Source organism: Alcaligenes sp. 13f (assembly GCF_020496585.1).
Taxonomy (GTDB): Bacteria; Pseudomonadota; Gammaproteobacteria; order Burkholderiales; family Burkholderiaceae_B; genus Alcaligenes; species Alcaligenes phenolicus.
The window spans coordinates 199,684-224,380 of the sequence record NZ_JAHKKC010000006.1 but is presented as its reverse complement, the minus strand read 5'-3'; the positions used below and the strand labels follow the sequence as shown (position 1 = coordinate 224,380).

Below are 24,697 nucleotides of genomic sequence, written 5' to 3'. Positions count from 1 at the left end.
TTCACGCGCCTGCGAGCTTGCCCCCGGCCCGCAAACGGCCTGATGGTGTGATCTGAGGCCTGATCGACCGAAAACCGTAGAATCGTGAGCGACACCTCATCGCCTGGGCGGGAGAACAAAAAAATAAACCCCAGGGCGCAAAACCAGGGGTTTATCAGCAGTCTGAGGAGCCTTCAAGGCTCCTTTTTTGTTGCTGCGGTTCTGAGGGTGTGTAGTGATACGGGCTTCCTACGACATAACCCCACTTATCGGCTCAGGTTGTAGCAGCCCTATAGGCAAAGTTCTATAAGCTTTTTGAGCTGTTGCTGCTTAATTAGCTTTTTCTTGCGCCTTGGCCATATGCGAAGCATGCACAAAGGTCTGGAAGCCCTGGAGGTAGCTGCTCAGCATTTTCTGAATATTCTCATCTTGCAGCTTGCCTTCCGCATCAAAGGAGTTCTGCGCGCGAGACACCAGCAAAGAGCCGCCGCTGTACAGGGACACACCCAGCATTTTCAGCGTAGGCAACCAGGCTGCTTGGGAGGAAATCGTGCCAAAGCCACCCATGGAGGCACCGATCAGTCCCGTAATGCGGCCCGAGAAGATGGCTTTCATGTCCGTGCGGGATAACCAGTCGATCCCGTTTTTAAACACACCGGGGACGCCGTTGTTGTATTCCGGGGTGACCAGCAGCAGGGCGTCAGCGTTCAGGATCTTTTCCTTCAAGCTCAGCACGGCTTCTGGAATGCCGTCCTTGCTCTCGATATCGCCGTCATACAAGGGAATCCCATGCAGGGTAGCCACATCAATGGCCATGCCTTGGGGGGCCAGGGCTTGAGCGGCATGTGCCAGGGCGGTGTTGAAGGAGCGTTGACGCAGGCTGCCGGACAGGGCCAGAACGCGGCAAGGGCCGGACAGGTTCAGCACGCCTGTCGTTTGACGCAGGGCTTCACTTAACTGGTCAATGATCTGGATCCACTCTGGAGAGTCCTGCAGTCGTTTTTCCCGAATGAACTCAGCCTGCGACGCGTTCCAGAAGGGAGCGTCGGCCAGCAGGACGTCATTGGGCAAAGGACGGTGTTTTTCCAGAAAGCTGGCAATCGCCTCGGGGGTGTTGGGCAGACCCAGTTGAGCAAACAGGTCGTGAAAGCGGAACAAGTTATCAGACATGATGGTATGGGAGCTTGAAAGAGGGGGGAATCGGACGCTAAGGACAGGCTCGGTTCCGGCTTGTCAGGGCTCAAGATTCCGGGCTTTGCCTAGCGTGCAAAAAATACTGTATTTATTAACAGGCAGCCTGAAACGCGCTGCCTGTGTGCTTTATATGAGCCGAACGCTTAATTGGCGGGCAGGTAGTCAGGACGCAGAATACCGCGCAGTTCCGAATAAGGCAGCAGCAACTCGGGTTGACCGAACGAATAGGGGGCGACCTCGTAAGGGTTGTATTTCACCAATAGACCCTGATCGGTCAGAGCCACATTCTGGGCAGGCTGGAAGGGCCACATTCTGTCCCAGCCTGCGCGGTCTTCCCGCGCTTCACTCAGGCTGGAAACCCAGTTGTTATGGGCTTGGCGAACCAGCTCCTGAAACGGCCGAATTTTGCCGGGAGCAATAATGCGATCCAGAGGCAGGGCGGTCTTCAGGCGATTGTCCCAGTTGATGAACTGGGTGGCGGTAATGCCATGCGCGGCACCGGTCATGTAAATGCCCGAGCTCAGTTCTACAACGGTCAGATCCCGGTTGCGGTAACGCGTACGGGCAGACAAATGCACTTCGTCGCGATTATTGGCGGTAGCCCAATAGTAGTTCTCGAATTCCTTCAGGCCACGGTAGCCAGGATGGCGATCTGTGATGACCGTCATATGTGCCAGGCTTTCATCAACCAAGCGGGTCAGTTCGGAGTTGCCAGGGAAAATCAGGGACTTCACCTCCAGACGAGGGCATTCACCGGTACAGCCCGGTTTGACGTGCTTGTAGTCCAGCGGCTGCGTGAACACACCATCTTTTTCAGTCTGATCCTGGGTTTGCGTCGGAATCAGGGAAATATTGCTGGGCGTGCTGGAACACGCAGACAGAGCCATGGCTGTCAGGCCAATAAGCAGCAGCTGATAGGGGCGCTGTAAGGTCATGGAATCGTAGTCCTATCGGATAGTTTTGGAATCTTGGCCAAAGAGGATTTGACGGGCCTTGTCGTCATGCGCAGGCGAGCCAGGGTTGATCTGTTCGACCAGGGCATAGGCGCTCCGGGTCGCCGGGCGCTCGCCAATACGCTGGAACCAGCGCTTCAAATGCGGGAAATCGTCCAGGTTCTGGCTTTGGCGCTGATGGGAGACAATCCAGGGGTAGCTGGCCATATCGGCAATGGAGTAGTCCCCGGCGATAAAGTCGCGCTGCTCCAGATGCTTGTTCAGCACACCGTAGAGGCGGCCTGTCTCACGCACATAGCGATCGATGGCGTACTCGATTTTTACGGGCGCATAGACGTTGAAGTGGTGATTCTGACCCGCCATGGGGCCCAAACCCCCCATTTGCCAGTACAGCCACTGCAAGGTTTCGGTGCGGACTCGCAAGTCGGCAGATAGGAACTGGCCAGTTTTTTCTGCCAGATATTGCAGAATGGCGCCGGACTCGAACAGGGAGATAGGCTCGCCGCCGTCTTGCGGGGCCTGATCGACAATGGCGGGAATGCGGTTATTGGGGGCGATGCGCAGGAACTCGGGTTTGAATTGATCGCCCTGGCCAATATTGATGGGGTGGATGGTGTAAGGCAGACCGGACTCTTCCAGAAACATCGTGATTTTATGTCCGTTGGGAGTGGTCCAGTAATACAGGTCGATCATGTGTTCTCCTGGCTAAGTGAAGACGCTGGCCTGTCTGCAGCAAGCTACCCAGATGACGTATCCGGCGGCGCTGGGCTACTATTGTTCGCCTGAATACGGTTTATAGGAAGTCAAAGACTGTCATGAGCAAAATCTATCATAATCAGCGCTGCAGTACTTCACGTAATGCCCTGGCCATGATGCGTGAAAAAGGTCTGGAACCCGAGATCATCGAATACCTGAAAACGCCTTTGTCGCGCAGTGAACTCAAAGCGCTGATTGCGGACACGGGTTTGACCGTACGTGAGGCCATGCGCAGCAAAGAAGCCATCTACAGCGAGCTGAATCTGGACAATCCGGATCTGAGCGACGAGGACTTGCTGGCTGCCATCGAGGCCAACCCCATTTTGTTGAACCGTCCTATCGTGGTGACAGAAAAAGGGACGCGTCTGGCGCGTCCCCTGGAAGTGGTTCAGGAAATCCTGTAATCAGGCTGCCTGAATAGCGAGAGGTTCGCTATTACTGGGCAATGGCTTCCAATGCGATGCGGATGGTGACCTCATCACCCACGTAAGGCACGTTGGCAGCCATGCCAAACTCGCTGCGCTTGATCTCGATCTTACCGTCCGCGCCCAGAGCGGGTTTGTTCATCATGGGGTGCTTGGGCATGGTCAGGAAGGACTCGATGGTCATGGTCACGGGCTTGGTAACACCCTTGATGGTCAGATCGCCCTTGGCGGACACAGGCTTGTCACCGTCGAACTGAATGTCCTTGGACACAAAAGTCGCTTCGGGGAATTGCTCAGTGTTGAAGTGGTCCTTGCCCTGGATGTGTTCGTTGAACAGCGGAAAGCCGGTGCTGACCGAACGGGTGTCAACTTTCATGTCGATGCTGCCGGTCTTGGCTTCCAGATCCAGGGTAACGATGCCTTGTGCCTTGTCAAAGCGCTGGCTTTGCGTGCTCAGGCCCAAGTGCTTGTAGCTGAAGTGCACAAAGGTGTGGCTGGGTTCAACCTGATAGGTCACCGGCGCTGCCTGAGCGGCAAAAGCAAACAGAAAACTGGCGGACAGGGCAATCACTGGCTTGATCATGAGGGTGTAATCCTTGTTATGCAGGTAGGGAGAGGGGGCGCTGATGCGTGTGCTTACTTCGCATCAATCTTGAAGTTGACGGTGATCTCGTTGGCCACGATGTCGTAAGTGGACCAGGAGCCTTCACCGATAGAAAAATCGCCACGCTTGATTTCAAAGGCACCGCTAAAGGTCGCTTTGTCGCCTTCGGGAGCCATGGTCGCCATGACAGTCACTGGCTGTTCACGGCCTTTGATCTGCAGCGTGCCTTGCACTTCATATTGCTGGGCGCTGACGGCACGGAAACTCTTGGAGCTGAAAACGGCCTTCGGATGTGCGTCAATGTCGAACCAACGTACGTCCTGCAATTCGTCATCGGCTTCTTCCGAGCCGGTATCAACGCTATCCAGTGCCACTTTCAACACCACCTTGGACTGATCCAGGGCTTCGGGGTTGAAGTTCAGCTCGCCTTCAAATTTGCGGAATTGGCCATCCAGCTTCACGCCCATTTGGGAATATTGAAAGCCGATTTCGCTATTTTGGGTGTCCAGGGCCTGGTAGTTCTTGGCGTTGGCCGCCAGGCTGGCGCTCAGGCCCAGAGAGCCGATCAACAGGGACACGAAGACAGATTTTTTCATGATTTGGCTTTGCCTAAAGTAAAGGTGATGCGGCGTAGCAAGCCGTCACGGTCGATGAACTGATGCTTCAAGGCCGCCAGAATGTGCAGGCTGACCATGGCAATCAGGGCGTAATTCAAAAAGATGTGGACTTGGACCAGCAACTCCCCCAAAGGTTTATCTTTGGAAACCAGATCGGGCAGGGGGATCACGCCAAACCACACCGTCTGGAAACCTTTGGCCGAACTCATCAACCAGCCCGTCAGGGGGATGCCAATCATCAGTAGGTACAAAGCGGCATGACCACAGTGGGCCAGAGCCCGGCTGAAAGACGACATGCCGGCGGGCAGAGCAGGGGGGCGGTTCAGCAAACGCCAGAGCAGGCGCAGGATCACCAGTACCAGCAGGGAAATACCGGCCCATTTGTGCCAGGAATAGACTTGCAGTTTCAGCGGGGACAGGGGCAAGGTTTTCATGGTGTAGCCCACGGTCACCAAGGCGGTCAGGCCCAGTGCCATCAGCCAATGCAAGATGCGTGCTACGAGGGTGTAGCGTAGAGTGGCAACGGGAACGGGGGTGATGCTCATTGATAATGCCTTTCATTTACGAAGCCAAGAAACTTTAACCTGTTTGTAAGCATCGTAAAAGGCCAGATTTTGCAATGCAGTAATGCAATATTGAGGGGTATGGGACTTTTAGCGTGCCAGCCCACTATTTTCTTGTCTTCTTGTGACAAGGCTTTTAGTGCGCCATGGGGGCGGGCTAAACTCGTTCTTTCAGCACGCAAGCAAGGGAAGTATTTATGTGGAAAACAGCGTTGGTCGTTATGGTTGCCGGTATGTTGGCAGGGTGCCAGGACTCTAAAAAGGCCAATGAGGACAATTTCAGCAGTGCGATCCAAAGCTACCTGGATTCCCGAGATGGTTTGTGTGTAGGCGTGCCCGGACGTGTGTATCCCTATCAGGCTGAGCATGATTCGCCCTTGATCGTTGAAGATCGGGCTCGTCTGGCTGCCTTGGCCAAGGTGGGTTTACTGCGTCAGGTAGGAAAAGAAGATGCGCCGCGCTACGAGCTGGATGCCAATGCGGACACTTATTTGCGTCGCTCCAGCTCCGAGCAGTCCCAAGGCGAGCATGATGCATTTTGTACAGGCCGCCTGGTTCTGGACCGCATCAGCTACTTTACAGAACCGGCCAGCGCGGGCGGGTTTACGGTCAGTCAGGTGAACTATGTCTATCATCTGGCCGATGCGGCGGGCTGGATCAAGGATAGTGGGGTTCAGGATACTTACGAGGATCTGCCTGCGTTGACGGCCCAGGAAGTAGAGGGGCAGGCGAGAATGATTCTGACCAATAAGGGCTGGGTCCATCAGAATCTTTATAGATAGCCCGATTCAATAGTGAGGCTTGGCATTGTTGAAGGGCTGGGGGGCAAGTGAGCTGCGCGTGACAAGTGCTGCAATTATGCGGAAGTTGCCACGTTTATTGATGCAAATGTCTGCCTTGGTATCGTTGTTGCTGCTGTTGCCAGCCGTGCCGCAAGGAATCAGGCTTCTGAAAGCAGGGCGGAGAGGTAGCTGACAGGCACCCAACCTAGGGCGCCATCCTGGGGGCGCCGGCACCAGCACCAGCCATTCAGAATGTTCTCCCCTTGAACCAGATCACCTTCATCCACGTCCATTTCCTGGGCGCTGTAGTCTTGCAGTGCGCGCCCTGTACCCACCTCGGGCAGTCGTTCAATAATTTGCTCAGGCACCCATCCGCCGGAATGTTCATTGGTAGAGCAATAAATCCAGTTATCCCAATTTTCCGGACCTTGATACAGCTCTCCGACCTTCAGAAAGTCGCCTTTTCTCAGGACCAAAGGGTTCGGATATTCAGAGCGATGTGGGGTGGTGACCAAGTACTTCATCGTGGCGTGGCTCGTAAAGGTTGTCAGGCTGCAGCATCATACATATTTGCTTAAGTGTCCATCATGCAGATCAGGATTTTCCTATTTTCTCTTTATTTACTTTTGCCTTACCGCTACAAAGCGTCTTGCCATACTGTCCAGTCTGCCAATAAAATGCAATTAACGGAAAAGGCGGTATGAAATGAAAAAACGGTCTACAAGAGAAGAAGGGCAGTTTGAGCTGCCCATTTTGGGTACGCAGGCCGCCGATATCTCGGCGGAGGCCTTGTTTGACACGTGGTTGCAGCATCAACGCCCGCCCATGGCGCCCAGCACGCAGCGGGTTTATCGCACCTTGTGGCGACGCTTCTTGCAGGCGCTGCAAGATCACAAAAAGCAGTACACCCAGATCAAACCCGTGGATATCCGGGATTTTTTGAGCAATCTGGACGAGGTGCGCCGGCCGCAGCGCGAGCGCTATCAACAAGTCATCGCCCGTGCTTATGAGGAGCTCTGCCGCCAGGATGGCCGCTCGGAGAACCCCGCACTGGCCCCCGCCATCAATGATCCTTTCAAGGAAAGCTGGCGTCAGGCGCCCGACAACCAGGCCACCCAGTTTCTTTCCGTAGATCAATGCCTTGCCACGATCAAAGCCCTGCGCTCCCGGTTGCAAGTCCTGGAGCTGGCCAGTGATATGACCATTGCTGCCCGCTGGCGTGAATATCGGGATATGACGATTGTGGCTGTGATGCTGGGCACAGGCTTGCGCCCGGTGGAGTTGGGGCAGTTGCACCCTTGCGCGGTAGGCGTAGCCAAACGCACTGCAGAGTCTTCAGAAACAGACGACTCAGATCACGAGGAGACAGCCCTTTGGCGTGATGGCACTTTTTTGCTCAGGCTTGCTGGCGCGGCAAAACGCGACGTTGTTGTGCCTGTCTGGTGCGAAGGCATTTTGCGTAGCTGGTTGATCTTTAGCGGAGCCGAAGATGCTTCCGCTTGGGTAAAAGATAGCCGGGTCTTTCCTGGTAGCCGTCAGATCAGCGCTGCGCGTCCCCAGGCACAGATGAATCCTGCCACGCTGGCTCGTATCGTCAGCAAATGGGGGATCAAGCAGATGGATCTGTTAATGACGCCACAGCGTTTGCGTAATACTTTTGGTGCAGGTTTGATCGAGCGTGGTTTTTCTCTGCCAGATATCGAGGAAATCATGGGCTACGCTCCCGGTGCTGCCAGTGCCTGGCGCCTGCAAGCTTCCTGGCTGGCCTGGCTGGACGCACAGAAAACGCCTGATAAGCCGGTAATTACAGAGAATACGCAGTCGGGATGAAGGGCTAGTCACAGATTGCTCAGCTCCAGGATGCATAATTTCAGGTCCATTTCGTCCATTTCTTGATGAGGAGTTTGAATTGACGTCTACCCCTGTTTTTCGTCGTGCTGTAGCAGCGGATCTGGAAGCGATCGTGGCCATGTTGGCGGACGATATTCTGGGTCAAAAGCGTGAAAATACCAGGCTGCCTCTGGCGCAGTCCTATTTGGACGCTTTTGCGGCGATAGAAGCGGATCCAAACCAGTATCTGGCCGTTGTAGAGCTGAATGGCGCTGTGGTCGGAACCTTGCAGATCAGCTATATGCCCGGCCTGTCGCATCAAGGTGCCTGGCGTGGGGAAATTGAGTCTGTACGTATCGCCAGCTCGGCGCGTGGCTCCGGATTGGGCCGTTTGATGATTCAGTGGGCGGTCGAGCAATGCCGTCAGCGTCAATGCCGCATTGTGCAGCTGACCTCGGATAGGGCTAGAACGGATGCTCATCGGTTTTATGAGCAGCTGGGTTTCACGGCCAGTCACAAGGGTTTCAAGCTTACTCTGTAAGGCGGTTTTCTCTTGAGCAATCGGCCCTGACGCGGTGCAAACAACAACTATAAAAAGCCGCATAGGCTGAATGCTGTGCTCTGTGCTCTGTGCTCTGTGCTCTGTGCTCTGTGCTTTTGGAAGCCCTCTGTCGAACACTGGATGCGGCAGGAGCATTATTGATAAACCTTGTTTTGCTTGCTCATAGTGGCTCCATTTTCTCAAAGAATGGAGCCTGCGCAAAACCCGGGGCGATTCATCAAGGATGAGACCGACGGCGGAGTAGGAGCCTACGTTGATGATGGCAGGGCCACCAGCCTGCGTATCAGTAACCCTGACTATGACTATCATAAGCAAACCGAATACCAGATGGGTTACGAGCTGGAGCATCGCTATAGTGATGCCCTGACCTTAAGCCAGCCTTGGTGGGGCATTTGTTTGGCGGCATGTTTGGACTTGGCCTGTTGTATCGCCAGCCAGTGCTATTTGGGCAGATTGTGGCTATTAGTCCGTCCTTGTTGTGGCAAGACCATTTTTTATGGAAAGAGAAAGGGAGTTTACTGCTCGGGTTATCGCTGGTCAGATCAATCTGGTGGGTAAGCGTTTGTTATTGATGGCCGGCGATGCGGAAAGCGCACAAACACGACAACTGACTCAATCGTTGGCGCATCGTCTGGACTTACGGTACGTGTTGACCGTACGTCGTGTATAGAGGTGGTCGCCTTCATGTAGGGCACCTGCATTGGAGAACTGTCATAGCCAGAAACGATTATTGCACCTCGGTAGGCATATCGAGCGCGTGGGCACAAGCATTTTGCAGATGTACTGTGCACAGCGCCACGGCCTGATCTTCGTGGCCCAGTTCGAGAGCACAGACCAAAGCGTCCAGTTCTTTGAGCATTTTCGGTAGTCGCCCTGGTCGAGACATGGACCTGCGGCGCAAGACCGTTACACGGTTATTTAATTGACGCAGTAACTGCCCAACAACACTGTTGCCGCAGCCCTCAATCAGAATCTCGTAAAACTCACTTTTCGTGTTGAGCAATTGCGAGCTGTCACCGTCTTTGACCTGTGCGGCGAGCTGATCGAAACAGGAGCGCATAGCCTTTTTTTGTAAAGGCGTCGCATGGCGCACAAATCCTCGAATGACCAGACTTTCTAGACTTGTTCGAACGTCGTACAGATCGCGCACCTCGTCCTTGTTCATCGTGGACACTTCGGGCCCCCGATGAAGCACGATGTTCACCAAGCCCTCAGCCTGCAAGTGCTGCAAGGACTCGCGAATGCAGGGACGGCTGACATCAAGCTGTTCACACAATTCCCGTTCGGACAGTTTTTGTCCTGGCGCGAAAACGCCATCCAAAATTGCCGTGCGCAAGGCGTCGGTTGTGCGCTGCCTCAAGGAAGAAGCTTCCCGGGAAATGCGAGTAAGTTGTCTCATGATATACCGTTATGCAAGTTATATGACAATTTATTGTAATACAAAAAACATGGTTTTTTGTCAATAAGGGAATTTACCTTTTTATTTTGTAAGACAATCTTAATAGAATACGTTCTTACTTAATTGAAATAGGAATGATCCGATGACAAGTCAATTCGCTCCCCTTAATGCCCAGCTATTTGAAAAGGGTTTGAAGACCCGCCGAGAGGTTCTCGGTGTGGAGTATGTTGATGCTTCGTTAAAAAGTGCCACCGAGTTCAATATCGAGATGCAGCAGCTGGTCACGCAATATTGCTGGGGGGATGTCTGGAACAGGCCGGGATTGGAGCGCAAGACACGCTCGTTGCTTAACCTTGCCATGATCACGGCACTGAACCGGCCTCATGAATTAAAGCTCCACGTACGAGGGGCTATTAATAATGGTGTGACAAAGGAGGAGATCAAGGAGGTCTTTCTACAGGCGGCGATTTATTGTGGTGTTCCCGCGGCTATTGATTCATTCCGGCTGGCGTCTGACGTTCTGAATGAAATGAATGTTGAGTAGAGAGAGCACTATGAGCCGAATCGGATTTATCGGGCTGGGGATGATGGGAGCCCCCATGGCGCATCGTTTACATCAAGCTCAGCATGAGTTGATCGTACATGATGAGCGGGAACCCGCCGTACAAGCGTTCGTTGGCAGCCATGCGGGGGTGGTGTCGGGTGATGAACGTCGTCGCTTTAGTCAGAGTGAAGCGATCTTTACGATGTTGCCCAACTCCGACATTGTTGATCAGGTTGTGGGAGACCTGCTGCCTCATCTCACGTCCGGGACAACCATTATCGAAATGAGTTCCGCCGATCCAAGGCGGACACGCGCCCTGGCTCAGAAGCTCGCCACAAAGGGGGTGGGTTTGATCGACGCGCCCGTGTCGGGGGGGGTAAAAAGCGCGATAAGTGGAACGCTGGCAATCATGGCGGCAGGAAAACCGGAGGTCGTCAAAAGATGGCAGCCCATACTGGCGTTACTGGGCAACTCGATTACTTATGTTGGCCCGGTGGGGGCGGGGCATGCGCTTAAGGCGTTGAATAACTATGTTTCAGCCGCTGCTCTTATTGCAACGGCAGAGGCTATTCACGTGGGAGCCGCGTTTGGTATTGACCCTTCAACGCTCGTGGATGTCATCAACTCGTCAACTGGCAAGAACAATACAACACAAAACAAGGCGCATCAGTTCATGTTGAATGAAGCGTTCAATTCTGGTTTCTCTTTGCGCTTGCAGGCAAAGGATGTCGGCATAGCGGCGAAGTTGGGGCCTGAGTTAGGACTGGAGATGACACTGGCGCAAAAGATTGCTCAGATGACGTTAGAAGCCTCGCAAGTGCTCGGCCCGGCGGCAGATCATACAGAACTCTACAAGTTTGTTGGCAAACGATAAGCGACCTGTACGAGGATGGCATGACATAAGTTTCAGTACCTCTGCCCCCCTGTGAATCAATCGTTTTCGGGTGATTGGTCAGGCGCAGGCGTGGGGGCGCAGAGCTTTCGAGGAGACAAGCGTGATCAATATAAAAAAAGCAGTGGTGGTTGTGATGCTGATGGGCGGATCGGCGATCAGCCATGCTTTCCCTGATCGACCCATAACCGTGGTCGTACCCTACGCCCCAGGAGGCTCGACAGATGTTTTAGCCCGCATTTTGGTCGATGCATTGGGGCGAGACTTGGGGCAGCCTATTGTGGTGCAGAACATGGGCGGTGCTGGAGGGACGTTGGGTGCAGCGAAAGTTGCAAAGGCGAAAAAGGATGGATATACGATATTGCTGCATAACATGGCGATGGTCACCGCACCGGAGTTCTACAGTAACCCCCCTTATGATGTAGAGCAGGATTTCCAGGCTGTCGCGCTGTTTGCAAATGTGCCAATGATACTGGTACGGAGCAAAAACTTCGTGCCCGCTACGGTCAATGAGCTGGTGGCTCACATGCGACGCACTCCTGGTACGGTCAATTTTGCACATGCCGGAGTGGGTAGTACCTCCCATTTGTGTGCATTACTTTTCTCTCAGGCTACAAGCACGATATCCACCCTAGTGGGATACCGAGGCACAGGACCCGCTCTGATCGATCTTCTTGCCGGCACCGTCGATGTGATTTGCGATCAGCCCGTCGCTACCGCATCGCCTATTCAATCGGGGGGAGTGCTCCCTTATGCAATCTCTGGCGAGGGCCGTTTGTCCGCCATGCCAAATGTGCCGACATTTTCCGAAGAAGGCCTGGGTGATTTCCGCCCTGTTGTATGGCATGCCATGTATGTCCCCAAAGAGACATCGCAAAAGATCGTCGCCCGTTTGAGTCGGTCGGTGCAAGTCGCACTGAGCCAACCGGAGGTGGTCCAGCGGTACGAAGAGTTTGGTGTCCAACTGCCTGACAAAGAGCACCAGACTCCAACAGTTGCACAGACTTTCACGGCCACGGAAATCCTGAAGTGGTCTCCTATTCTCAGAATGGTTGGGGCGAAGGCTGATTGAGCTTCGCCGACCTGCTATATACCGAGCTTAAACGCAATGTCGAACTATCTTCATCGAGTCAACTCTTTTTATATCAACGGTCAATGGGTCGATGCTAGCAGCGCGAAGAAATTGGCGCTGCTGGACCCGGCAACTGAAGCACCTGTGGCTGACCTGGCTATGGGGACGGCCGACGATGTTGATCGCGCTGTGGCGGCCGCTCGAACAGCGTTCCCCGCGTACTCGCGAACGACAGCCAAAGAACGCATCGAATTGCTCACGCGTATCTTGCATATATACACCCGGCGGGAGGAGGAATTTGCCGAGGCAATGCGTGTCGAGATGGGTTCACCGATCACTTTTTCACGCCATGGCCAGGTGGTTCGCGGACCTGCTCATCTTAAGGAGCTTATCCGTGTGCTTGAGCGTTTCAAGTTCGAAGTAGAGCGGGGGACGACCCGCTTGCGCTACGAGCCTATTGGGGTATGTGGATTGATCACCCCTTGGAACTGGCCCATTAATCAGATCGTGGTCAAGATCGGACCAGCATTAGCGGCTGGCTGCACGATGGTTCTCAAACCCAGCGAATTCTCCGCCTTAAGTGCGCTGTTGTTTGCTGAAGTATTGGAGGAGGCGGGCGTGCCCCCGGGTGTTTTCAATCTGGTCAATGGCTATGGTGATGAGGTAGGTCATGCGATTGCGGCGCACCCTGATATAGACATGGTCTCCTTTACGGGCTCTACCCTGGCTGGAATTCAGGTCGCCAAGACGGCGGCAGAAACCGTGAAGCGAGTCGCGCAAGAGTTAGGCGGTAAATCTGCGAATCTTTTGTTGGAGGATGCGGACTTTGACAGTGCGGTGGCCAAAGGTGTGGCAGGCTGCTTTACCAATTCGGGGCAATCATGCTCGATTCCCACTCGCATGCTCGTTCCCCGCACCCGTATAGGGCAAGTAATTGAGCAGGCCAGAGCGGTGGCCGAGGCGTATGTCGTCGGTCCTACGCAGGATCCTGAGACGCAACTTGGCCCTCTTGTTAATCGGAGCCAGTTCGAGCGTGTGCAAAAGCTCATCCAGTCCGGAATTGATGAGGGGGCACAGTTGGTCACTGGGGGGCTTGGACGACCGGCGGGCTTGGAGCAGGGTTATTTTGTCAAACCCACGGTATTTGCCAATGTCAGCCCTGAGATGCGGATCGCACAGGAGGAAATTTTTGGGCCTGTTTTATCAATCATCCCCTATGACAGTGAAGAGCAGGCCATTCAGATTGCCAACGACACTCGCTATGGTCTGGCCGCATACGTGCAGTCGGAAAACCAGGAGCGTGCTCGCCACGTAGCGCGGCAACTCAAGGCGGGCAGTGTACACATCAATTACCCACCCGCGGATTTTGGTGCTCCGTTCGGTGGCTACAAGCAGTCAGGTAATGGTCGGGAGTGGGGTGAGTTTGGCATGATCGAATACCTGGAAGTGAAGTCCATGGTTGGATTTTGTCCGTCCGAGACGGAGTTTACGAACAACAAGAGGTCAACATAATGAAAGTACGTGCCGCCATTTTGCGAGAGTCAGGTTTGCCTGCACCATTCGCGCAGTCGCGCCCTCTGTCTATTGAGGAAGTCGATCTGGCACCGCCGGGGCCCGGCGAGGTGATGATAAAAATTTCGGCAGCGGGTATCTGTCATTCTGACTTGTCGGTCATTGAAGGGGTTCGTCCGCGGCCCTTGCCTATGGTTATTGGTCATGAGTCGGCGGGTGTAGTGGTAGAGGTAGGTCCTTTCGTGACAGGGTTACAGGTTGGCGATCATGTCGTTTCGGTGTTTGTGCCCGGCTGCGGTCACTGCGTTCCCTGCTCAGGAGGGCGGCCAGTGCTATGCGAGCCCGGAGCCCAAGCAGGTGCCGTTGGCGCATTGTTGGGGGGACATCGTCGGCTGTCGTTGTTTGGGGAACCCATCAATCATCATTCTGGGATTTCCGGGTTCGCTGAATACGCTACGGTCTCTCAGTTTTCCCTTGTGAAGATCGACAAGGATCTCGCGTTGGAGGAAGCAGCGCTCTTTGGCTGCGCTGTGCTGACTGGCGTTGGCGCAGTCGTTAACTCCGCCCAGGTGCAGCCAGGCAGTAAGGTCGCGGTCATCGGAATGGGGGGGGTTGGCATGGCCGCCCTGCTCGGAGCGCTGGCGGCAGGGGCAAGTATGGTCGTGGCATTGGACACGAATGAGGCAAAACTCAGTCTTGCCCAGTCCCTTGGAGCGACCCATATTTTTAATGCCAAGGACAGCAATGTCGTCGATGCAGTACGTGATAGTACAGGCGGTGGTGTCGATACTGTCATTGAAGTGGCCGGTGCGGTAGCGGCGCTTGAGCTTGGCTATGCGATCACCCGTAGAGGGGGGCAACTGGTAACTGCCGGATTACCGCCGCCTGCCGCCACGTGGCAGATCCCCGCGGTTTCCATCGTGGCGGAAGAAAGGACGATTCGTGGCAGCTATATGGGAAGCAGCGTCCCAGTGCGGGATTTGCCACGGTTCATCGAGCTCTATCGCCGCGGGCGCCTGCCTATTGACCGGTTGGTGACCCACCGGTTGAGCTTGGATGATATTAACGAAGGCATGGACCGTCTGCAGCAGGGCACGGCGATCAGGCAAATCGTTCTAATGAATTAATGCTCACTGTTTGTCTCTAGGTTTCGCAGCGCCGGATTCGGCACTGCGCTTGCCTTGAGCGCGGTGAAACAACGGTTTTTAACTACAAAAAACAATGCAGAAACAGGAGACCCCCGTATGGCCGTCGTAGAAATACCCATGGACGCATCTGTATCACCTACCCCTGTAAGCCCGGATCCCGTGTCGGCGCAGGAGACCCGTAAAGTGGTTATCGCTGCGTCCCTAGGAACCGTCTTTGAATGGTACGAATTTACCTTGTATGCCGCCCTTGCGACGGTATTGGCAAAAAATTTCTTTGCAGGCGTCGATCCGACGACAGGTTTTATTTTTGCGCTGTTGACCTTTGCTGTTGGCTTCATCATGCGGCCTGTTGGTGCATTGGTGTTTGGCCGGGTCGGTGACCGTATCGGACGCAAGAAAACCTTTCTTATCACGGTAATTATCATGGGAGTATCGACAACTGCCGTCGGATTGCTGCCCACTTACCAAATGGTCGGTATCGCAGCGCCTATCATGCTTATCGTATTGCGGATGTTGCAGGGCTTGGCCCTTGGCGGTGAGTACGGTGGTGCGGCCACGTATGTTGTGGAGCATTCTCCCGCCCATAGGCGCGGTTTCAACTCGTCGTGGATCTCGTCGACGGGCACAATCGGATTACTCTCATCATTTGGCGTGATCTATGCCGTCCGTAAGCTTGTTGGCGAGGACTTCGATGTGTGGGGCTGGCGGATTCCGTTTGTTCTCTCCCTTGTCTTGCTCGTCGTTTCTGTGCGGATCCGGAGGACGATGCATGAGTCTCCGGCGTTTGAACAGTTAAAGAATAAAAAGCAGCTCGCACAGTCGCCACTGAGGGAAACGTTCCTGGACTGGACCAACGTCAAGCGCTTGCTGGTGGCCTTTTTTGGCATTTGCGGCGGTATGACCTGCGTGTACTACACCGCGGTGCTGTATCCCAATTTTTTTCTTACTCAGACGTTGAAGGTTGATCCGCAAGAGGTCACTGCAGTTGTTACCTTTGCCACACTGACCTGCATCCCTTTGTTTGCTTTCTCGGGCTGGTTGTGCGACAGGTTAGGGCGTAAACCAGTTCTATTGGCAGGGTTCGCGCTGGTATTGGTGACTCTCTTTCCTATTTTTAAGGGCATCACAAACCTGGCTAATCCGCAGCTTGGGAGCGCACAAGCCGCCGCACCTGTTGTCATCACGACTGACCTGGACACCTGCTCGTTCATGTTTAACCCGCTCGGTAGCCGCCGCTTCACAAGCGCATGCGACGTTGCTAAGCAGGCGCTGACTCAACAGGGTGTGAGCTACGAGGTACAGGTAGGTCCAAAAGGGGCAGCCGACATTCGTATTGGCCAGACAGTCAGCCTTGAGTCCGTTTCTACGTTTGGTTTGCCGGCCGATGAGGCCAGCGCTAAGGTAAAAGAATTTCAGACGCGGCTAAAAGCAGCATTAGTTACAGCGGGTTATCCAGATAAGGCTGACCCCGCCACGATGAATAAGCCTTTGGTCGTACTGCTGTTGGCCGTACTGCTGTTTTATATGGCGCTCACGTTGGTTCCAAGCACATTAATGTTGGTCGAGATGTTCCCTACCCGTATCCGGTATACCTCGATGTCTTTCCCTTACCACTTTGCCAGTGGCTGGGTGGGCGGTCTGCTTCCGACTTTCACGTTTGCGATGGCAGCACAAAACGGTGATAGCTATTTTGGTTTGTGGTATCCATTGGGGTGGGTGGCGGTGGCGTTCCTGATCGCGCTCTTTTTCCTGAAGGAAACACGATATATCGATCTGGAAAGTGATTATCGGTAGCCGGTATTGGCACGTAAGAATGTCACCCCTTCTGCTGGAGTGGTGACATTCTCGTAATCAGCACGCTTGCTTATGGTGCTACATGGGTGTGGTAGATCTTGCTGACCACCGTCCACTTACCTTCAACTTTCAACAAATTGAAGAAATCGGTGAAGCAAAAGCCGGAAATGTCATTGGTGTCGATACGGGCGCTGGCAGCTGTGCCGACGATGTCAATGTACACGATTACGCCCTGGGCCTCAGGGGAGGGACGAAATGCGTTGTCGATGGTGTCGAACAGGCCTTGAATCGGGCCGCCGGTCAGCTTCGTTTGTCCATCAACACCGAAAATGGTGGCCTGATCGCTGAACGCTGGCTTCATCAGGCTGCTTTTTGCTTGTTTGCCGCCCTCATTGTATTGATTCAAGACATCGACAATAGCTTGGTATTCCTGTACGTAGGTCGGTTTACTCACGGGTGTATTCCTGTGTTGGTTGGTCAAGGTTTGAATAAAGCGGCCGCTACGGGCCATATAGAAATTCAGGTCAGTTAGTTACTCAATTCGTCGCTCGCGCCTGGCGTCCAAGGGCCCCATTTAGCCAGTCGGTGCTCGCGTGCGTTCAGCCACCATCCAGCCTGAATATTCCAGTCTGCATAAGGGGCTTCGGGCCGCATTGCATGCAGTCTCTGCTGTGCATGCAGGGGGAAATGGGGGTTGCGAAGGGCCTCGTGGCCAAGCGCTACCAAATCAGCCTGGCCTGAGGCGACGATAGCCTCGGCTTGATGAGGGTCAACAATCAGGCCCACCGCCATCGTTGCGATGCCCGCTTCGTGGCGAATCTGTTCGGCAAATGGCACCTGGAATCCGTAACCGCTAGGGTATTCAAAAACGCCAAAGCCGCCGGAAGAGCAGTCGATGAGATCGACACCCACGTCTTTTAATGCACGGGAAAAAGCGATGCTATCGTCAACTGTCCAACCAATGCGGCTGCCATCGACGGCAGAAATACGCACAAAAAGAGGTTTGTCCTGAGGCCATACCTCGCGCACCTCTCGTGCGATCTCCAAGGGCAGCCGAATGCGATTTTCGAAAGTGCCACCATATTGATCGTCGCGCTCATTGGTCAGCGGTGAAAGGAAGGCATTGAGCAAAAAGCCGTGTGCATAGTGCAACTCCAGCACGTCGAAGCCGGCACGTAACGCCCGGCGCGCTGCTGCAACAAAATCAGCACGTACTTTGCGGATGCCTGCTTCGTCTAGCGCGGATGGCACTAACCAGCCCTTGGCTGCTGGCCGTGCACTTGGCGACACGATTGGCCAAGGCAGTTCGCCACGAGCCGCATCAAGCTCATCGAGAGGTCCGTTCCCTTCAAACGCGCGTTGAATGCTGGCTTTGGGACCCGCATGACCGAGCTGTATGCCGGGTACTGCTCCGTAGGCTTTAGAGAACGAGGCGATGCGCGCCAGCCCTTCGATATGGTCATCACTCCACAGACCTAGGTCACCATGCGTGATACGTCCCTCCGGCGAAACAGCCGTGGCCTCAAGCATGACCAAGCCGAATCCACCCAGGGCAAAGCGCCCATAGTGGGTCGCATGGTAATCGTTGGCCAAGCCGTCAGTGGCCGTGTACTGACACATCGGGCTGACAGCAAAACGGTTGCGCATCGTCACGCTGCGAAGGGTCAGGGATTCAAATAACTTGCTCATGTTTCTCTTCTTTGTTGATTGATTTCCATCTTGCGGTTCGTACAAAAATCCTGTGATCGCTGTTAGTAAACAGGCCAGTATGAAAAGCGACGTGGGCATTGCAAAGAGCGTGCAGAACCACAGTACCTAGTCACGCCTGAATGCGCTATTCATCACAGGGCTTCAAGAACCGATGAATTATAGTGATTGCTACAGAATTTATGTATTGTATAGTGATCGCTATAGATGGTGTCAAGTCAATTTAAAAATGAGGGACGGGCTGTCATGTCACGTGAAGAAAAACTGGATGGTGCCCTGCGCAGCAAAGGTGGGCGGCCACGCGGATTTGATCGCGACCAAGCGTTGACGCTGGCGCTGGATGTGTTTTGGCGGCGCGGCTATGAGTTAGCGTCCGTGGCCGAGCTGTGCGGCGCGATGGGGATCAATCCCCCCAGTCTCTACGCGGCCTTTGGGAACAAAGCCAAGCTCTTTCTTGAGGCTGTGGATTTTTATGAGCATCGCTACTGGGATGCGACGTGGAAAGCCCTGGATGCGGAGCCCTGTATTTATCGCGCCATTGCCGATTTCTTTGACGCGTCCGCCCGCATCCTGTTATCGCCCCAAGCACCTTGTGGTTGTCTTGTAGCGTTAGCAGCGGTCAATGTGTCCGATGACTCCGTGGAGGTCAAGCAGGCCATTGAGGCATTGCGCCGTGAGGGCAAGGCGTTGTTTGTCAAGCGGCTCAAACGCGCCATGAAGGAGGGACAATTGCCCGCTCGCACGGATGCGAAGTCCTTGGCCGGGGCACTTAACACCCTGCTTGAGGGGTTGTCGATTCAGGCGCGCGATGGATTGAGCATTGCAGAAATGAGGCGCCTTGCTGCGCATGCTGTGCGCTTGCTTCCAGGCAATGAACACGGCGAAACCTCACACCATGACAAATAACCAATAGGAAGCACATCATGACTTTGTTTGCGACCCTTTGTACAGAAGCCACGCCGCCTGACATCAGCACTGTCGATCAAGCTGATCTCATTTCTGGCACCCCCGAGTTCCGCTTATGGGAACTGGAGTGCGCGGGCGAAGGCATGTCAGCGGGTGTTTGGGAATCTACCCCAGGCAAATGGCGCTTTTCCAATCAGCACTGGGAGTACTTCCATGTACGCAGTGGGGTTTCGATTGTGACTGAAGCAGGAGGGCAGGCGCGTACCGTGCGGGCTGGCGATAGCGTGATCTTGCGTGCAGGATTCCAGGGCACTTGGGAGGTCGTGGAGACCACGCGCAAAGAGTATGTGGTAAGGGAGTCTTGAGTATGTCGCGTTTTGTGCAGGTGAGCCGCTTGGGCGAAGCTGATGTGTTATCAATCGAGCGGCGCGACAGGCCGATGCCCGCTACTGGCGAGGTGCTTGTCTGCATGCGGGCGATTGGCTTGAATCGAGCCGATGTGATGCTGCGTAACGGGCAGTACATCGACAAGCCGGCACTGCCGGCCTTGCTTGGCTTCGAGGGCGTGGGTACGGTGCAAGCCGTTGGCGCTGATGTCACACTGTTTTCCGTTGGTGATTGCGTTGCCGTGCTTCCGGGCTTTGAAGTGGGGCGCTATGGAACGTATGGCGATCATGCGCTTATACCTAGCGCATTCGTAGTAAAGCATCCACCCAGCCTGTCACCGATCCAAGGCGCAGCCCTATGGATGTCCAGCTTGGTCGCCTATGGCGGTCTTGTCGAGGCAGGAGAGCTACGCCCTGGCGCGACCGTGGCTGTCACTGCCGCTTCCAGCAGCGTTGGATTGGCGGCAATCCAGATCGCGCGGCTCATGGGAGCACGGGTCGTCGCGACAACACTTACCCGCGACAAGCATGAGGCATTGCAAGCTGTTGGTGCCGATATTGTCATTGCCACACGCGAAGATGCATTGCATAAGCAATTGTTGGCAACAGTGCCCGAGGGGATTGATGTTGTTTTCGATGCTGTGGCAGGCCCGGATGTCATGACGTGGGCTCAGGCATTGCGGCCCGGTGGGCGCATCGTGTTGCATGGTGCGCTCAGTTCTGATGAAACCCCTTTCCCGCTCAAGCTGGCCATCCGTCATAGCCTGATCCTGCGCGGATTCGTTTATACAGAAGTTGTCCGTAATGCCGCTTGCCTGTCCCGCGCTCAGGCATTTATCACGGAAGGTGTGCGAGTGGGGGCATTGCTTCCTCATGTTGATAGGACCTTTCCACTGGAAGAGGTGGCCGAGGCGCACCGCTATCTGGAAAGCGGTCGGCAGTTTGGAAAAGTTGTTATGACGACCGGAAACTGAGTCAAGGTGACGATCATCCACAGAAACTAGACGACTGGTCGGTTTTTGTCTATAGTGTCGTCATGAGCAAGGCCTGAACCGAGTCTCGTCAGCTTATTTTCGTTCTGGCAAGAGATTGATCCCGTGGTGGGGCTGCACTGCAGCCGGTCTTGCCGAGCTCGTCATTGCGGCTGGCGTGCTCAAGTGCGCTTTATTTCAAGTCCAAGGAAGAGATTTGGCAAGCAGCCGCACATGAGCCGAATGACAGCGTGCAGTCAGTGAGGGCTGGAGGCTTCGTTACTCGTCAAACTTGGAAAAGGTACAGCACCCTTTGGCATCGCGCTAGATATCACGAAGCGGCTACGGACGTTAGCCGCATATTTTAAACCTGTAAATAGACGACTGGTCAGTTAATTGGGAATTCACTTATGACAGATAACAGCATTCGCACCGATTTATTTTCGCCCACTCAAATGGGCTTCATTCATCTTGCCAACCGAATCGTGATGGCACCGATCACACGTAGCCGCTATGGCGAAGATGGCGTTCCGGGTGAGTTGCACGCCACCTATTACGCGCAGCGTGCGAGCGCTGGGTTGATCATCGCCGAGGCCACCAACATTTCCGCTCAAGGCCGCGGTTATGCAGCAACTCCAGGTATTTGGAACGAAGCGCAAGTGGCTGGTTGGAAGAAGGTGACCGATGCTGTCCATGCGGCTGGCGGTAAGATCGTCAGCCAACTCTGGCACGTTGGTCGGTTCTCTAGCACGCAACTGCAACCGAATGGTGAGGCGCCAGTCGCGCCCTCGGCTATCAGGGCCGAGGGCGATACCTACACCACGGAAGGTTTCGTGCCTGTGTCGATGCCGCGTGCTCTGGAAACCAGCGAAATTCCAGGCATCATTGAACAATACAAACTGGCTGCCGAAAATGCCAAGCGCGCAGGCTTTGATGGCGTGGAAGTACACTCGGCAAATAGCTATCTGTTGGATCAATTTCTGCGTGATTCCACTAACCATCGCACCGATGAATATGGCGGCTCTATTGAAAACCGGGCCCGCCTGACGCTTGAGGTAACTGAAGCCATCGTCAAGATTTGGGGCAATGAACGTGTGGGCATCCGCCTGTCGCCCGTCACGCCTGACGCTGGCAATACCCCGACCGATAGCAATGTCATGGCCATGTATGGCTACCTGATTGAACAGCTCAATCGGTTCGATCTGGCTTATCTGCATTTCGTTGAAGGGGCCACCGCAACGTCGCGTTTCATCCCCGAAGGCGTGGACCTTGATGTGTTGAGCGCGAAGTTCAACGGACCCTTCATCGGCAACAACAACTATGACCTGGAAATGGCCATTGAACGTCGAGCTGCAGGCAAGATCGACGCAGTGGCTTTTGGTCGTCTGTTCATCGGTAATCCCGATCTGGTCGAACGCCTACGTCGCGGCGCTGAGCTGACCATCGCTCCGCGCGAATCGTACTATGGCGGCGGGGCCAAGGGCTACACCGATTGGGCGACTGGCAACTATTGATTCAATGCCGACTCGCGCAGGCTCTGTGCGAGTCGAGCCGTTTATCAACATCGACTCTTGAAAGGATCTAGCAATGACTGATTTACGTACTCGCCCCCTTGGCAAATCACCAGCGCGTGTGAGCTCCATCGGGCTTGGCACCGTTGGCATGGCGGGCTTCAACAGTAAGGTGAATTATCGGCAGTTCGAGCAGGCCATCGACGCGGCCTTCCAAGGAGGCATTCGCCATTTTGACGCCGCGCCGTTTTACGGCTATGGAAAGGCTGAGTATTACCTGGGTCATGCGCTGCGTGAGCTTGGAATTCGTGACCAGGTCACCTTGAGCACCAAGGCCGGGCGTATCCTCAAGCCGGCCAATCGGTATCCAGATATCAAGGGGCGATATGCTATTGAATGGGTCGATGCGCTGCCTTTTGTCGCCGAGTATGACTATTCGTATGATGGCATTATGCGATCGTTTGAAGGCAGCCAGTTCCGCTTGGGGCAGGATTTTATCGACGTGTTGCTGATGCACGATGTGGGTGAGGCCTGGCATGGCGACCAGGCGGAAATCTATTGGAAGCAGCTTGCAGACAGTGGCTATAAGGCGTTGGATGAGCTGCGGCGCAACGGCTATGTGCATGCCGTGGGGCTAGGCGTGAATGAAACAGAGGCTGTGCTGCGCGCTTCGTCAGAGTTTGATTTTGATTGCGCACTGATTGCAGGGCGGTACTCGTTGCTCAATCACGCACCGCTTGAGGGCGCCTTCGACGAACTGCATAAGCGAAACGTAGCGATTATCGCTGCTGGCGTCTTTAATTCGGGCATTCTGGCTACGGGATCCAGCACGGAGGGGGCTTACGACTACCAGAAAGTTCCTGAGGAAATACGTGATCGAGTCCGTAGAATCGAAGTGGTTTGCGAACAGTTTGGTGTTTCGTTGGTCGCGGCAGCGATTGAGTTCGTTAAACTGCATCCCGCTGTGAGCACCGTCTTGCTCGGTGCTCACAGCGCTCAAGCTGTACGTCAGAACATTCAGGCTGCGTCCCAGCAAGCACCGAAGGATTTCTGGCAGGCATTGAAGGCACAAGGTTTGATCCCCGAGCAGGCACCGACTGACACAAGTGTATCGAACACCTAAAGTATTCCTCAATGAGATCATCTCGTTAGCTTCAAGGGTAAGTTAACGTGATGAAAAAACGCTGGCGGTTGCCAACACGAACACATAAGACAGCGGCAGCACTTCCAACACCAAGCCAAGCATCAGGCCAATGGTCAACGCCCAGTTGAAATAAAGCTTCCATCCTGCAGGCGGGTGCGGCTCCAACATTTGTGTGGTGTCGAGCTGGATAATGCCCAGGCGACGACGTTCGCGCTTGCCAAATAGCCAGGCCAGAAAGAAGGTTCAGAGAACGCAGGCCAGCAGCGGGGCGATCAAGGGCGTAAATTCCCCCCGGACATCTTCACTTTCATTGAGGCGGCCGCCCGCGCCGTCGGCCCTCCCCATGGAAGCAGATTACCAATACCGGTGCATTGCAGCAGCACAGCCACCAGAGGCAAGGACAGGCCTAAGCGTTTGTAGGTCGGCAGGAAAGCCGAGAGCACAATCATATATACCGTGGCACCATCGCCATCGAGGGCGACCAGGTAACCGAGTGCGACCGTGCCGACAAAAATTTTGACCGGATCGCCGCCGACCGCAGCAACGATGCGACGGATAATAGGATCGAACAGACCGGTATCGGTCATTAGCCTGAAATAGGCCACGCGAAGATCAGCATGACACCGGTCGGGGCGATGGTGCGAACCCCTTTGATGACCATGACTCCCATTTCGGGACCAAATCCGCCGATGAGCGCAAAAATGCTCGGAATCAGAATCAGGGTGGCCACGGCCGACATCCTTCCGCTGATCAGTAGGTAGATAAAACAAGCAAACATGGCAAAGCTCAATGCGACGAGCATGGTCGTGTTCCTCCGTCCCCCATAGGCGCTGGCCCAAAGGAGGAATATATGACTTGGTTGGGGGGGCAGCGAGGTGTCCTGCTGACCTTCTTAATATCAGTGGCTCAAGTTGGATTTGGATTGATCAGATGTACTGATCAGACGGGCAAACCTTTGGCGCGCAACGTGGCATCAAAGCGTTCGGGGTCTGAGCGTCCGGCCTGATTGTCGGCGCGAATCTTCGCTTCTTTAATGAGATGTGCGCGCCCAAGCTCCAGCGCTCGGGGCGCATCGGCGGCGGGAATGGCAATGCCCAGGCCGTCGAGCTTCTTGGCCACGCAAGTGGTACGGATCAGGCCGCCTACATGCGGTGTTAGCACCACATTGGGCAAGCGGGTCAGTGGGTGCCCGGTGGGCAGCAGCGTACATCAAGCCCAGCGTCATTTCTGCAACGGACTGTGCATTGGCGCCAGGCGTCACATAGACGGGGATGCCGCGCGCCGTTGCCGCCTCGACATCAATATTGCTGATGTCTACGCCATGCTTGGAGATGACCTTGAGCGTGGAGCAGGATGTAATGGCCTTGGTCGTGAGCGCAACCGTGCGAGAGATGACGGCATCGACCGGTTCGGTCGACATGATGCGCTCCACCTCCTCGACGCTAT

30 protein-coding genes and 1 pseudogene are annotated in these 24,697 nt (G+C 54.7%); 16 read left to right on the top strand and 15 right to left on the bottom strand.

The genetic code is table 11. From position 1 onward, the window contains the following. Nucleotides 1–309 precede the first annotated feature (309 nt). The 3 genes from KOE80_RS07420 to KOE80_RS07405 all read right to left on the bottom strand — a co-directional run bounded on the left by KOE80_RS07420 (nucleotide 310) and on the right by KOE80_RS07405 (nucleotide 2,819). Nucleotides 310–1,149, bottom strand: coding sequence for a DUF2789 family protein (locus tag KOE80_RS07420; protein ID WP_319002386.1), 840 nt, complete (start codon nucleotides 1,147–1,149; stop codon nucleotides 310–312). Nucleotides 1,150–1,316: 167 nt separating this feature from the next. After that, nucleotides 1,317–2,108, bottom strand: a complete 792-nt coding sequence (locus KOE80_RS07410) for an RsiV family protein (protein ID WP_042480716.1) — start codon at nucleotides 2,106–2,108, stop codon at nucleotides 1,317–1,319. Nucleotides 2,109–2,120: 12 nt separating this feature from the next. After that, on the bottom strand, nucleotides 2,121–2,819 hold the full coding sequence (locus KOE80_RS07405) for a glutathione binding-like protein (RefSeq protein ID WP_226348786.1): 699 nt from the start codon (nucleotides 2,817–2,819) through the stop codon (nucleotides 2,121–2,123). 122 nt (nucleotides 2,820–2,941) lie between these two features. Here KOE80_RS07405 and arsC point away from each other — a divergent pair, with 122 nt between their 5' ends. Beyond that, entirely contained in the window at nucleotides 2,942–3,286 is a 345-nt protein-coding gene (gene arsC / locus KOE80_RS07400; protein ID WP_226348785.1) for an arsenate reductase (glutaredoxin), read from the top strand. 31 nt (nucleotides 3,287–3,317) lie between these two features. Here arsC and KOE80_RS07395 read toward each other — a convergent pair whose 3' ends face one another. From KOE80_RS07395 to KOE80_RS07385, 3 genes are read right to left on the bottom strand one after another with little or no spacing between them, the layout of a single operon-like run. Next, nucleotides 3,318–3,890 carry a YceI family protein gene (locus KOE80_RS07395; RefSeq protein WP_226348784.1) on the bottom strand — a complete coding sequence of 191 codons (573 nt, stop codon included), beginning with the start codon at nucleotides 3,888–3,890 and terminating at the stop codon, nucleotides 3,318–3,320. Between the two features lie 53 nt (nucleotides 3,891–3,943). Next, the gene (locus KOE80_RS07390) at nucleotides 3,944–4,507 is read right to left on the bottom strand and encodes a YceI family protein (RefSeq protein WP_226348783.1); all 564 of its coding nucleotides are present in this window, start codon (nucleotides 4,505–4,507) and stop codon (nucleotides 3,944–3,946) included. Further along, entirely contained in the window at nucleotides 4,504–5,073 is a 570-nt protein-coding gene (locus KOE80_RS07385) for a cytochrome b (protein ID WP_226348782.1), read from the bottom strand. The genes KOE80_RS07390 and KOE80_RS07385 overlap by 4 nt, the downstream gene beginning before the upstream one ends. Before the next feature lie 215 nt (nucleotides 5,074–5,288). On the opposite strand from KOE80_RS07385, the gene KOE80_RS07380 reads away from it, so the two are divergent. Continuing rightward, entirely contained in the window at nucleotides 5,289–5,873 is a 585-nt protein-coding gene (locus KOE80_RS07380; RefSeq protein WP_226348781.1) for a hypothetical protein, read from the top strand. Nucleotides 5,874–6,031: 158 nt separating this feature from the next. On the opposite strand, the gene KOE80_RS07375 is transcribed toward KOE80_RS07380, so the two are convergent. Then, complete coding sequence (locus KOE80_RS07375; protein ID WP_226348780.1) at nucleotides 6,032–6,397, bottom strand: SH3 domain-containing protein; 366 nt, start codon at nucleotides 6,395–6,397, stop codon at nucleotides 6,032–6,034. 181 nt (nucleotides 6,398–6,578) lie between these two features. Here KOE80_RS07375 and xerC point away from each other — a divergent pair, with 181 nt between their 5' ends. The 3 genes from xerC to KOE80_RS07360 all read left to right on the top strand — a co-directional run bounded on the left by xerC (nucleotide 6,579) and on the right by KOE80_RS07360 (nucleotide 8,935). Continuing rightward, nucleotides 6,579–7,703 carry a tyrosine recombinase XerC gene (xerC, locus tag KOE80_RS07370; protein WP_226348779.1) on the top strand — a complete coding sequence of 375 codons (1,125 nt, stop codon included), beginning with the start codon at nucleotides 6,579–6,581 and terminating at the stop codon, nucleotides 7,701–7,703. A gap of 79 nt (nucleotides 7,704–7,782) precedes the next feature. Further along, nucleotides 7,783–8,244: a GNAT family N-acetyltransferase gene (locus KOE80_RS07365; RefSeq protein ID WP_226348778.1), complete on the top strand. Its 462-nt coding sequence runs from the start codon at nucleotides 7,783–7,785 to the stop codon at nucleotides 8,242–8,244. Nucleotides 8,245–8,761: 517 nt separating this feature from the next. After that, a complete protein-coding gene (locus KOE80_RS07360) occupies nucleotides 8,762–8,935 on the top strand; it encodes a hypothetical protein (protein ID WP_226348777.1) in 174 nt (57 codons plus the stop codon). 57 nt (nucleotides 8,936–8,992) lie between these two features. Here the strand turns inward: KOE80_RS07360 and KOE80_RS07355 are convergent, their stop codons facing one another. Then, the gene (locus tag KOE80_RS07355; protein ID WP_226348776.1) at nucleotides 8,993–9,664 is read right to left on the bottom strand and encodes a GntR family transcriptional regulator; all 672 of its coding nucleotides are present in this window, start codon (nucleotides 9,662–9,664) and stop codon (nucleotides 8,993–8,995) included. Between the two features lie 142 nt (nucleotides 9,665–9,806). Between KOE80_RS07355 and pcaC the strand changes: the two genes are divergently transcribed. From pcaC to KOE80_RS07325, 6 genes are all read left to right on the top strand, one after another. Continuing rightward, entirely contained in the window at nucleotides 9,807–10,208 is a 402-nt protein-coding gene (pcaC, locus tag KOE80_RS07350; protein WP_226348775.1) for a 4-carboxymuconolactone decarboxylase, read from the top strand. Nucleotides 10,209–10,218: 10 nt separating this feature from the next. After that, nucleotides 10,219–11,082 carry an NAD(P)-dependent oxidoreductase gene (locus tag KOE80_RS07345; protein WP_226348774.1) on the top strand — a complete coding sequence of 288 codons (864 nt, stop codon included), beginning with the start codon at nucleotides 10,219–10,221 and terminating at the stop codon, nucleotides 11,080–11,082. Nucleotides 11,083–11,203: 121 nt separating this feature from the next. Continuing rightward, complete coding sequence (locus KOE80_RS07340) at nucleotides 11,204–12,172, top strand: tripartite tricarboxylate transporter substrate-binding protein (protein WP_226348773.1); 969 nt, start codon at nucleotides 11,204–11,206, stop codon at nucleotides 12,170–12,172. 36 nt (nucleotides 12,173–12,208) lie between these two features. Next, nucleotides 12,209–13,684, top strand: a complete 1,476-nt coding sequence (locus KOE80_RS07335; RefSeq protein WP_226348772.1) for an aldehyde dehydrogenase family protein — start codon at nucleotides 12,209–12,211, stop codon at nucleotides 13,682–13,684. After that, the gene (locus tag KOE80_RS07330; RefSeq protein WP_226348771.1) at nucleotides 13,684–14,811 is read left to right on the top strand and encodes a zinc-dependent alcohol dehydrogenase family protein; all 1,128 of its coding nucleotides are present in this window, start codon (nucleotides 13,684–13,686) and stop codon (nucleotides 14,809–14,811) included. Before KOE80_RS07335 ends, KOE80_RS07330 begins: the two co-directional genes overlap by 1 nt. Before the next feature lie 117 nt (nucleotides 14,812–14,928). Continuing rightward, nucleotides 14,929–16,626 carry an MFS transporter gene (locus KOE80_RS07325; protein ID WP_226348770.1) on the top strand — a complete coding sequence of 566 codons (1,698 nt, stop codon included), beginning with the start codon at nucleotides 14,929–14,931 and terminating at the stop codon, nucleotides 16,624–16,626. Between the two features lie 70 nt (nucleotides 16,627–16,696). Here the strand turns inward: KOE80_RS07325 and KOE80_RS07320 are convergent, their stop codons facing one another. Both KOE80_RS07320 and KOE80_RS07315 read right to left on the bottom strand, forming a co-directional pair. Beyond that, nucleotides 16,697–17,080, bottom strand: coding sequence for a nuclear transport factor 2 family protein (locus tag KOE80_RS07320; protein ID WP_226348769.1), 384 nt, complete (start codon nucleotides 17,078–17,080; stop codon nucleotides 16,697–16,699). A 74-nt stretch (nucleotides 17,081–17,154) separates the two neighbouring features. Continuing rightward, nucleotides 17,155–18,315, bottom strand: a complete 1,161-nt coding sequence (locus KOE80_RS07315; RefSeq protein WP_226348768.1) for an NADH:flavin oxidoreductase/NADH oxidase — start codon at nucleotides 18,313–18,315, stop codon at nucleotides 17,155–17,157. A gap of 264 nt (nucleotides 18,316–18,579) precedes the next feature. Here KOE80_RS07315 and KOE80_RS07310 point away from each other — a divergent pair, with 264 nt between their 5' ends. The 5 genes from KOE80_RS07310 (at nucleotide 18,580) to KOE80_RS07290 (ending at nucleotide 23,230) form a co-directional block, all read left to right on the top strand. Beyond that, a complete protein-coding gene (locus tag KOE80_RS07310; protein ID WP_226348767.1) occupies nucleotides 18,580–19,239 on the top strand; it encodes a TetR/AcrR family transcriptional regulator in 660 nt (219 codons plus the stop codon). A 17-nt stretch (nucleotides 19,240–19,256) separates the two neighbouring features. Continuing rightward, nucleotides 19,257–19,604: a cupin domain-containing protein gene (locus KOE80_RS07305; RefSeq protein WP_226348766.1), complete on the top strand. Its 348-nt coding sequence runs from the start codon at nucleotides 19,257–19,259 to the stop codon at nucleotides 19,602–19,604. Nucleotides 19,605–19,606: 2 nt separating this feature from the next. Further along, a complete protein-coding gene (locus KOE80_RS07300; protein WP_226348765.1) occupies nucleotides 19,607–20,599 on the top strand; it encodes a zinc-dependent alcohol dehydrogenase family protein in 993 nt (330 codons plus the stop codon). A 407-nt stretch (nucleotides 20,600–21,006) separates the two neighbouring features. After that, the gene (locus KOE80_RS07295; protein WP_226348764.1) at nucleotides 21,007–22,110 is read left to right on the top strand and encodes an alkene reductase; all 1,104 of its coding nucleotides are present in this window, start codon (nucleotides 21,007–21,009) and stop codon (nucleotides 22,108–22,110) included. Nucleotides 22,111–22,183: 73 nt separating this feature from the next. Further along, entirely contained in the window at nucleotides 22,184–23,230 is a 1,047-nt protein-coding gene (locus KOE80_RS07290; protein WP_226348763.1) for an aldo/keto reductase, read from the top strand. A gap of 42 nt (nucleotides 23,231–23,272) precedes the next feature. Here the strand turns inward: KOE80_RS07290 and KOE80_RS07285 are convergent, their stop codons facing one another. The 5 genes and pseudogenes from KOE80_RS07285 to KOE80_RS20425 all read right to left on the bottom strand — a co-directional run. Continuing rightward, nucleotides 23,273–23,419 carry a hypothetical protein gene (locus KOE80_RS07285; RefSeq protein ID WP_226348762.1) on the bottom strand — a complete coding sequence of 49 codons (147 nt, stop codon included), beginning with the start codon at nucleotides 23,417–23,419 and terminating at the stop codon, nucleotides 23,273–23,275. A 104-nt stretch (nucleotides 23,420–23,523) separates the two neighbouring features. Next, a complete protein-coding gene (locus KOE80_RS07280; protein WP_226348761.1) occupies nucleotides 23,524–23,838 on the bottom strand; it encodes an SLC13 family permease in 315 nt (104 codons plus the stop codon). Continuing rightward, a complete protein-coding gene (locus tag KOE80_RS07275; RefSeq protein ID WP_226348760.1) occupies nucleotides 23,838–24,053 on the bottom strand; it encodes a hypothetical protein in 216 nt (71 codons plus the stop codon). The genes KOE80_RS07280 and KOE80_RS07275 overlap by 1 nt, the downstream gene beginning before the upstream one ends. Nucleotides 24,054–24,190: 137 nt before the next feature. Further along, nucleotides 24,191–24,412 (bottom strand): hypothetical protein, encoded by a 222-nt coding sequence (locus KOE80_RS20430; protein ID WP_226348792.1) that lies wholly within the window; start codon nucleotides 24,410–24,412, stop codon nucleotides 24,191–24,193. 85 nt (nucleotides 24,413–24,497) lie between these two features. After that, nucleotides 24,498–24,671 (bottom strand): annotated as a pseudogene (locus KOE80_RS20425) (hydroxyacid dehydrogenase); the annotation flags it as partial. Between the last annotated feature and the right edge of the window lie 26 nt (nucleotides 24,672–24,697).

Coding starts and splice junctions, on each gene's coding strand:
- KOE80_RS07420 (WP_319002386.1), bottom strand. CDS start 1,149: ATGTCTGATAACTTGTTCCGCTTTCACGACCTGTTTGCTCAACTGGGT.
- KOE80_RS07410 (WP_042480716.1), bottom strand. CDS start 2,108: ATGACCTTACAGCGCCCCTATCAGCTGCTGCTTATTGGCCTGACAGCC.
- KOE80_RS07405 (WP_226348786.1), bottom strand. CDS start 2,819: ATGATCGACCTGTATTACTGGACCACTCCCAACGGACATAAAATCACG.
- arsC (WP_226348785.1), top strand. CDS start 2,942: ATGAGCAAAATCTATCATAATCAGCGCTGCAGTACTTCACGTAATGCC.
- KOE80_RS07395 (WP_226348784.1), bottom strand. CDS start 3,890: ATGATCAAGCCAGTGATTGCCCTGTCCGCCAGTTTTCTGTTTGCTTTT.
- KOE80_RS07390 (WP_226348783.1), bottom strand. CDS start 4,507: ATGAAAAAATCTGTCTTCGTGTCCCTGTTGATCGGCTCTCTGGGCCTG.
- KOE80_RS07385 (WP_226348782.1), bottom strand. CDS start 5,073: ATGAGCATCACCCCCGTTCCCGTTGCCACTCTACGCTACACCCTCGTA.
- KOE80_RS07380 (WP_226348781.1), top strand. CDS start 5,289: ATGTGGAAAACAGCGTTGGTCGTTATGGTTGCCGGTATGTTGGCAGGG.
- KOE80_RS07375 (WP_226348780.1), bottom strand. CDS start 6,397: ATGAAGTACTTGGTCACCACCCCACATCGCTCTGAATATCCGAACCCT.
- xerC (WP_226348779.1), top strand. CDS start 6,579: ATGAAAAAACGGTCTACAAGAGAAGAAGGGCAGTTTGAGCTGCCCATT.
- KOE80_RS07360 (WP_226348777.1), top strand. CDS start 8,762: ATGGAAAGAGAAAGGGAGTTTACTGCTCGGGTTATCGCTGGTCAGATC.
- KOE80_RS07355 (WP_226348776.1), bottom strand. CDS start 9,664: ATGAGACAACTTACTCGCATTTCCCGGGAAGCTTCTTCCTTGAGGCAG.
- pcaC (WP_226348775.1), top strand. CDS start 9,807: ATGACAAGTCAATTCGCTCCCCTTAATGCCCAGCTATTTGAAAAGGGT.
- KOE80_RS07345 (WP_226348774.1), top strand. CDS start 10,219: ATGAGCCGAATCGGATTTATCGGGCTGGGGATGATGGGAGCCCCCATG.
- KOE80_RS07335 (WP_226348772.1), top strand. CDS start 12,209: ATGTCGAACTATCTTCATCGAGTCAACTCTTTTTATATCAACGGTCAA.
- KOE80_RS07330 (WP_226348771.1), top strand. CDS start 13,684: ATGAAAGTACGTGCCGCCATTTTGCGAGAGTCAGGTTTGCCTGCACCA.
- KOE80_RS07325 (WP_226348770.1), top strand. CDS start 14,929: ATGGCCGTCGTAGAAATACCCATGGACGCATCTGTATCACCTACCCCT.
- KOE80_RS07315 (WP_226348768.1), bottom strand. CDS start 18,315: ATGAGCAAGTTATTTGAATCCCTGACCCTTCGCAGCGTGACGATGCGC.
- KOE80_RS07310 (WP_226348767.1), top strand. CDS start 18,580: ATGTCACGTGAAGAAAAACTGGATGGTGCCCTGCGCAGCAAAGGTGGG.
- KOE80_RS07305 (WP_226348766.1), top strand. CDS start 19,257: ATGACTTTGTTTGCGACCCTTTGTACAGAAGCCACGCCGCCTGACATC.
- KOE80_RS07300 (WP_226348765.1), top strand. CDS start 19,607: ATGTCGCGTTTTGTGCAGGTGAGCCGCTTGGGCGAAGCTGATGTGTTA.
- KOE80_RS07295 (WP_226348764.1), top strand. CDS start 21,007: ATGACAGATAACAGCATTCGCACCGATTTATTTTCGCCCACTCAAATG.
- KOE80_RS07290 (WP_226348763.1), top strand. CDS start 22,184: ATGACTGATTTACGTACTCGCCCCCTTGGCAAATCACCAGCGCGTGTG.
- KOE80_RS07285 (WP_226348762.1), bottom strand. CDS start 23,419: ATGTTGGAGCCGCACCCGCCTGCAGGATGGAAGCTTTATTTCAACTGG.
- KOE80_RS07280 (WP_226348761.1), bottom strand. CDS start 23,838: ATGACCGATACCGGTCTGTTCGATCCTATTATCCGTCGCATCGTTGCT.
- KOE80_RS07275 (WP_226348760.1), bottom strand. CDS start 24,053: ATGCTCGTCGCATTGAGCTTTGCCATGTTTGCTTGTTTTATCTACCTA.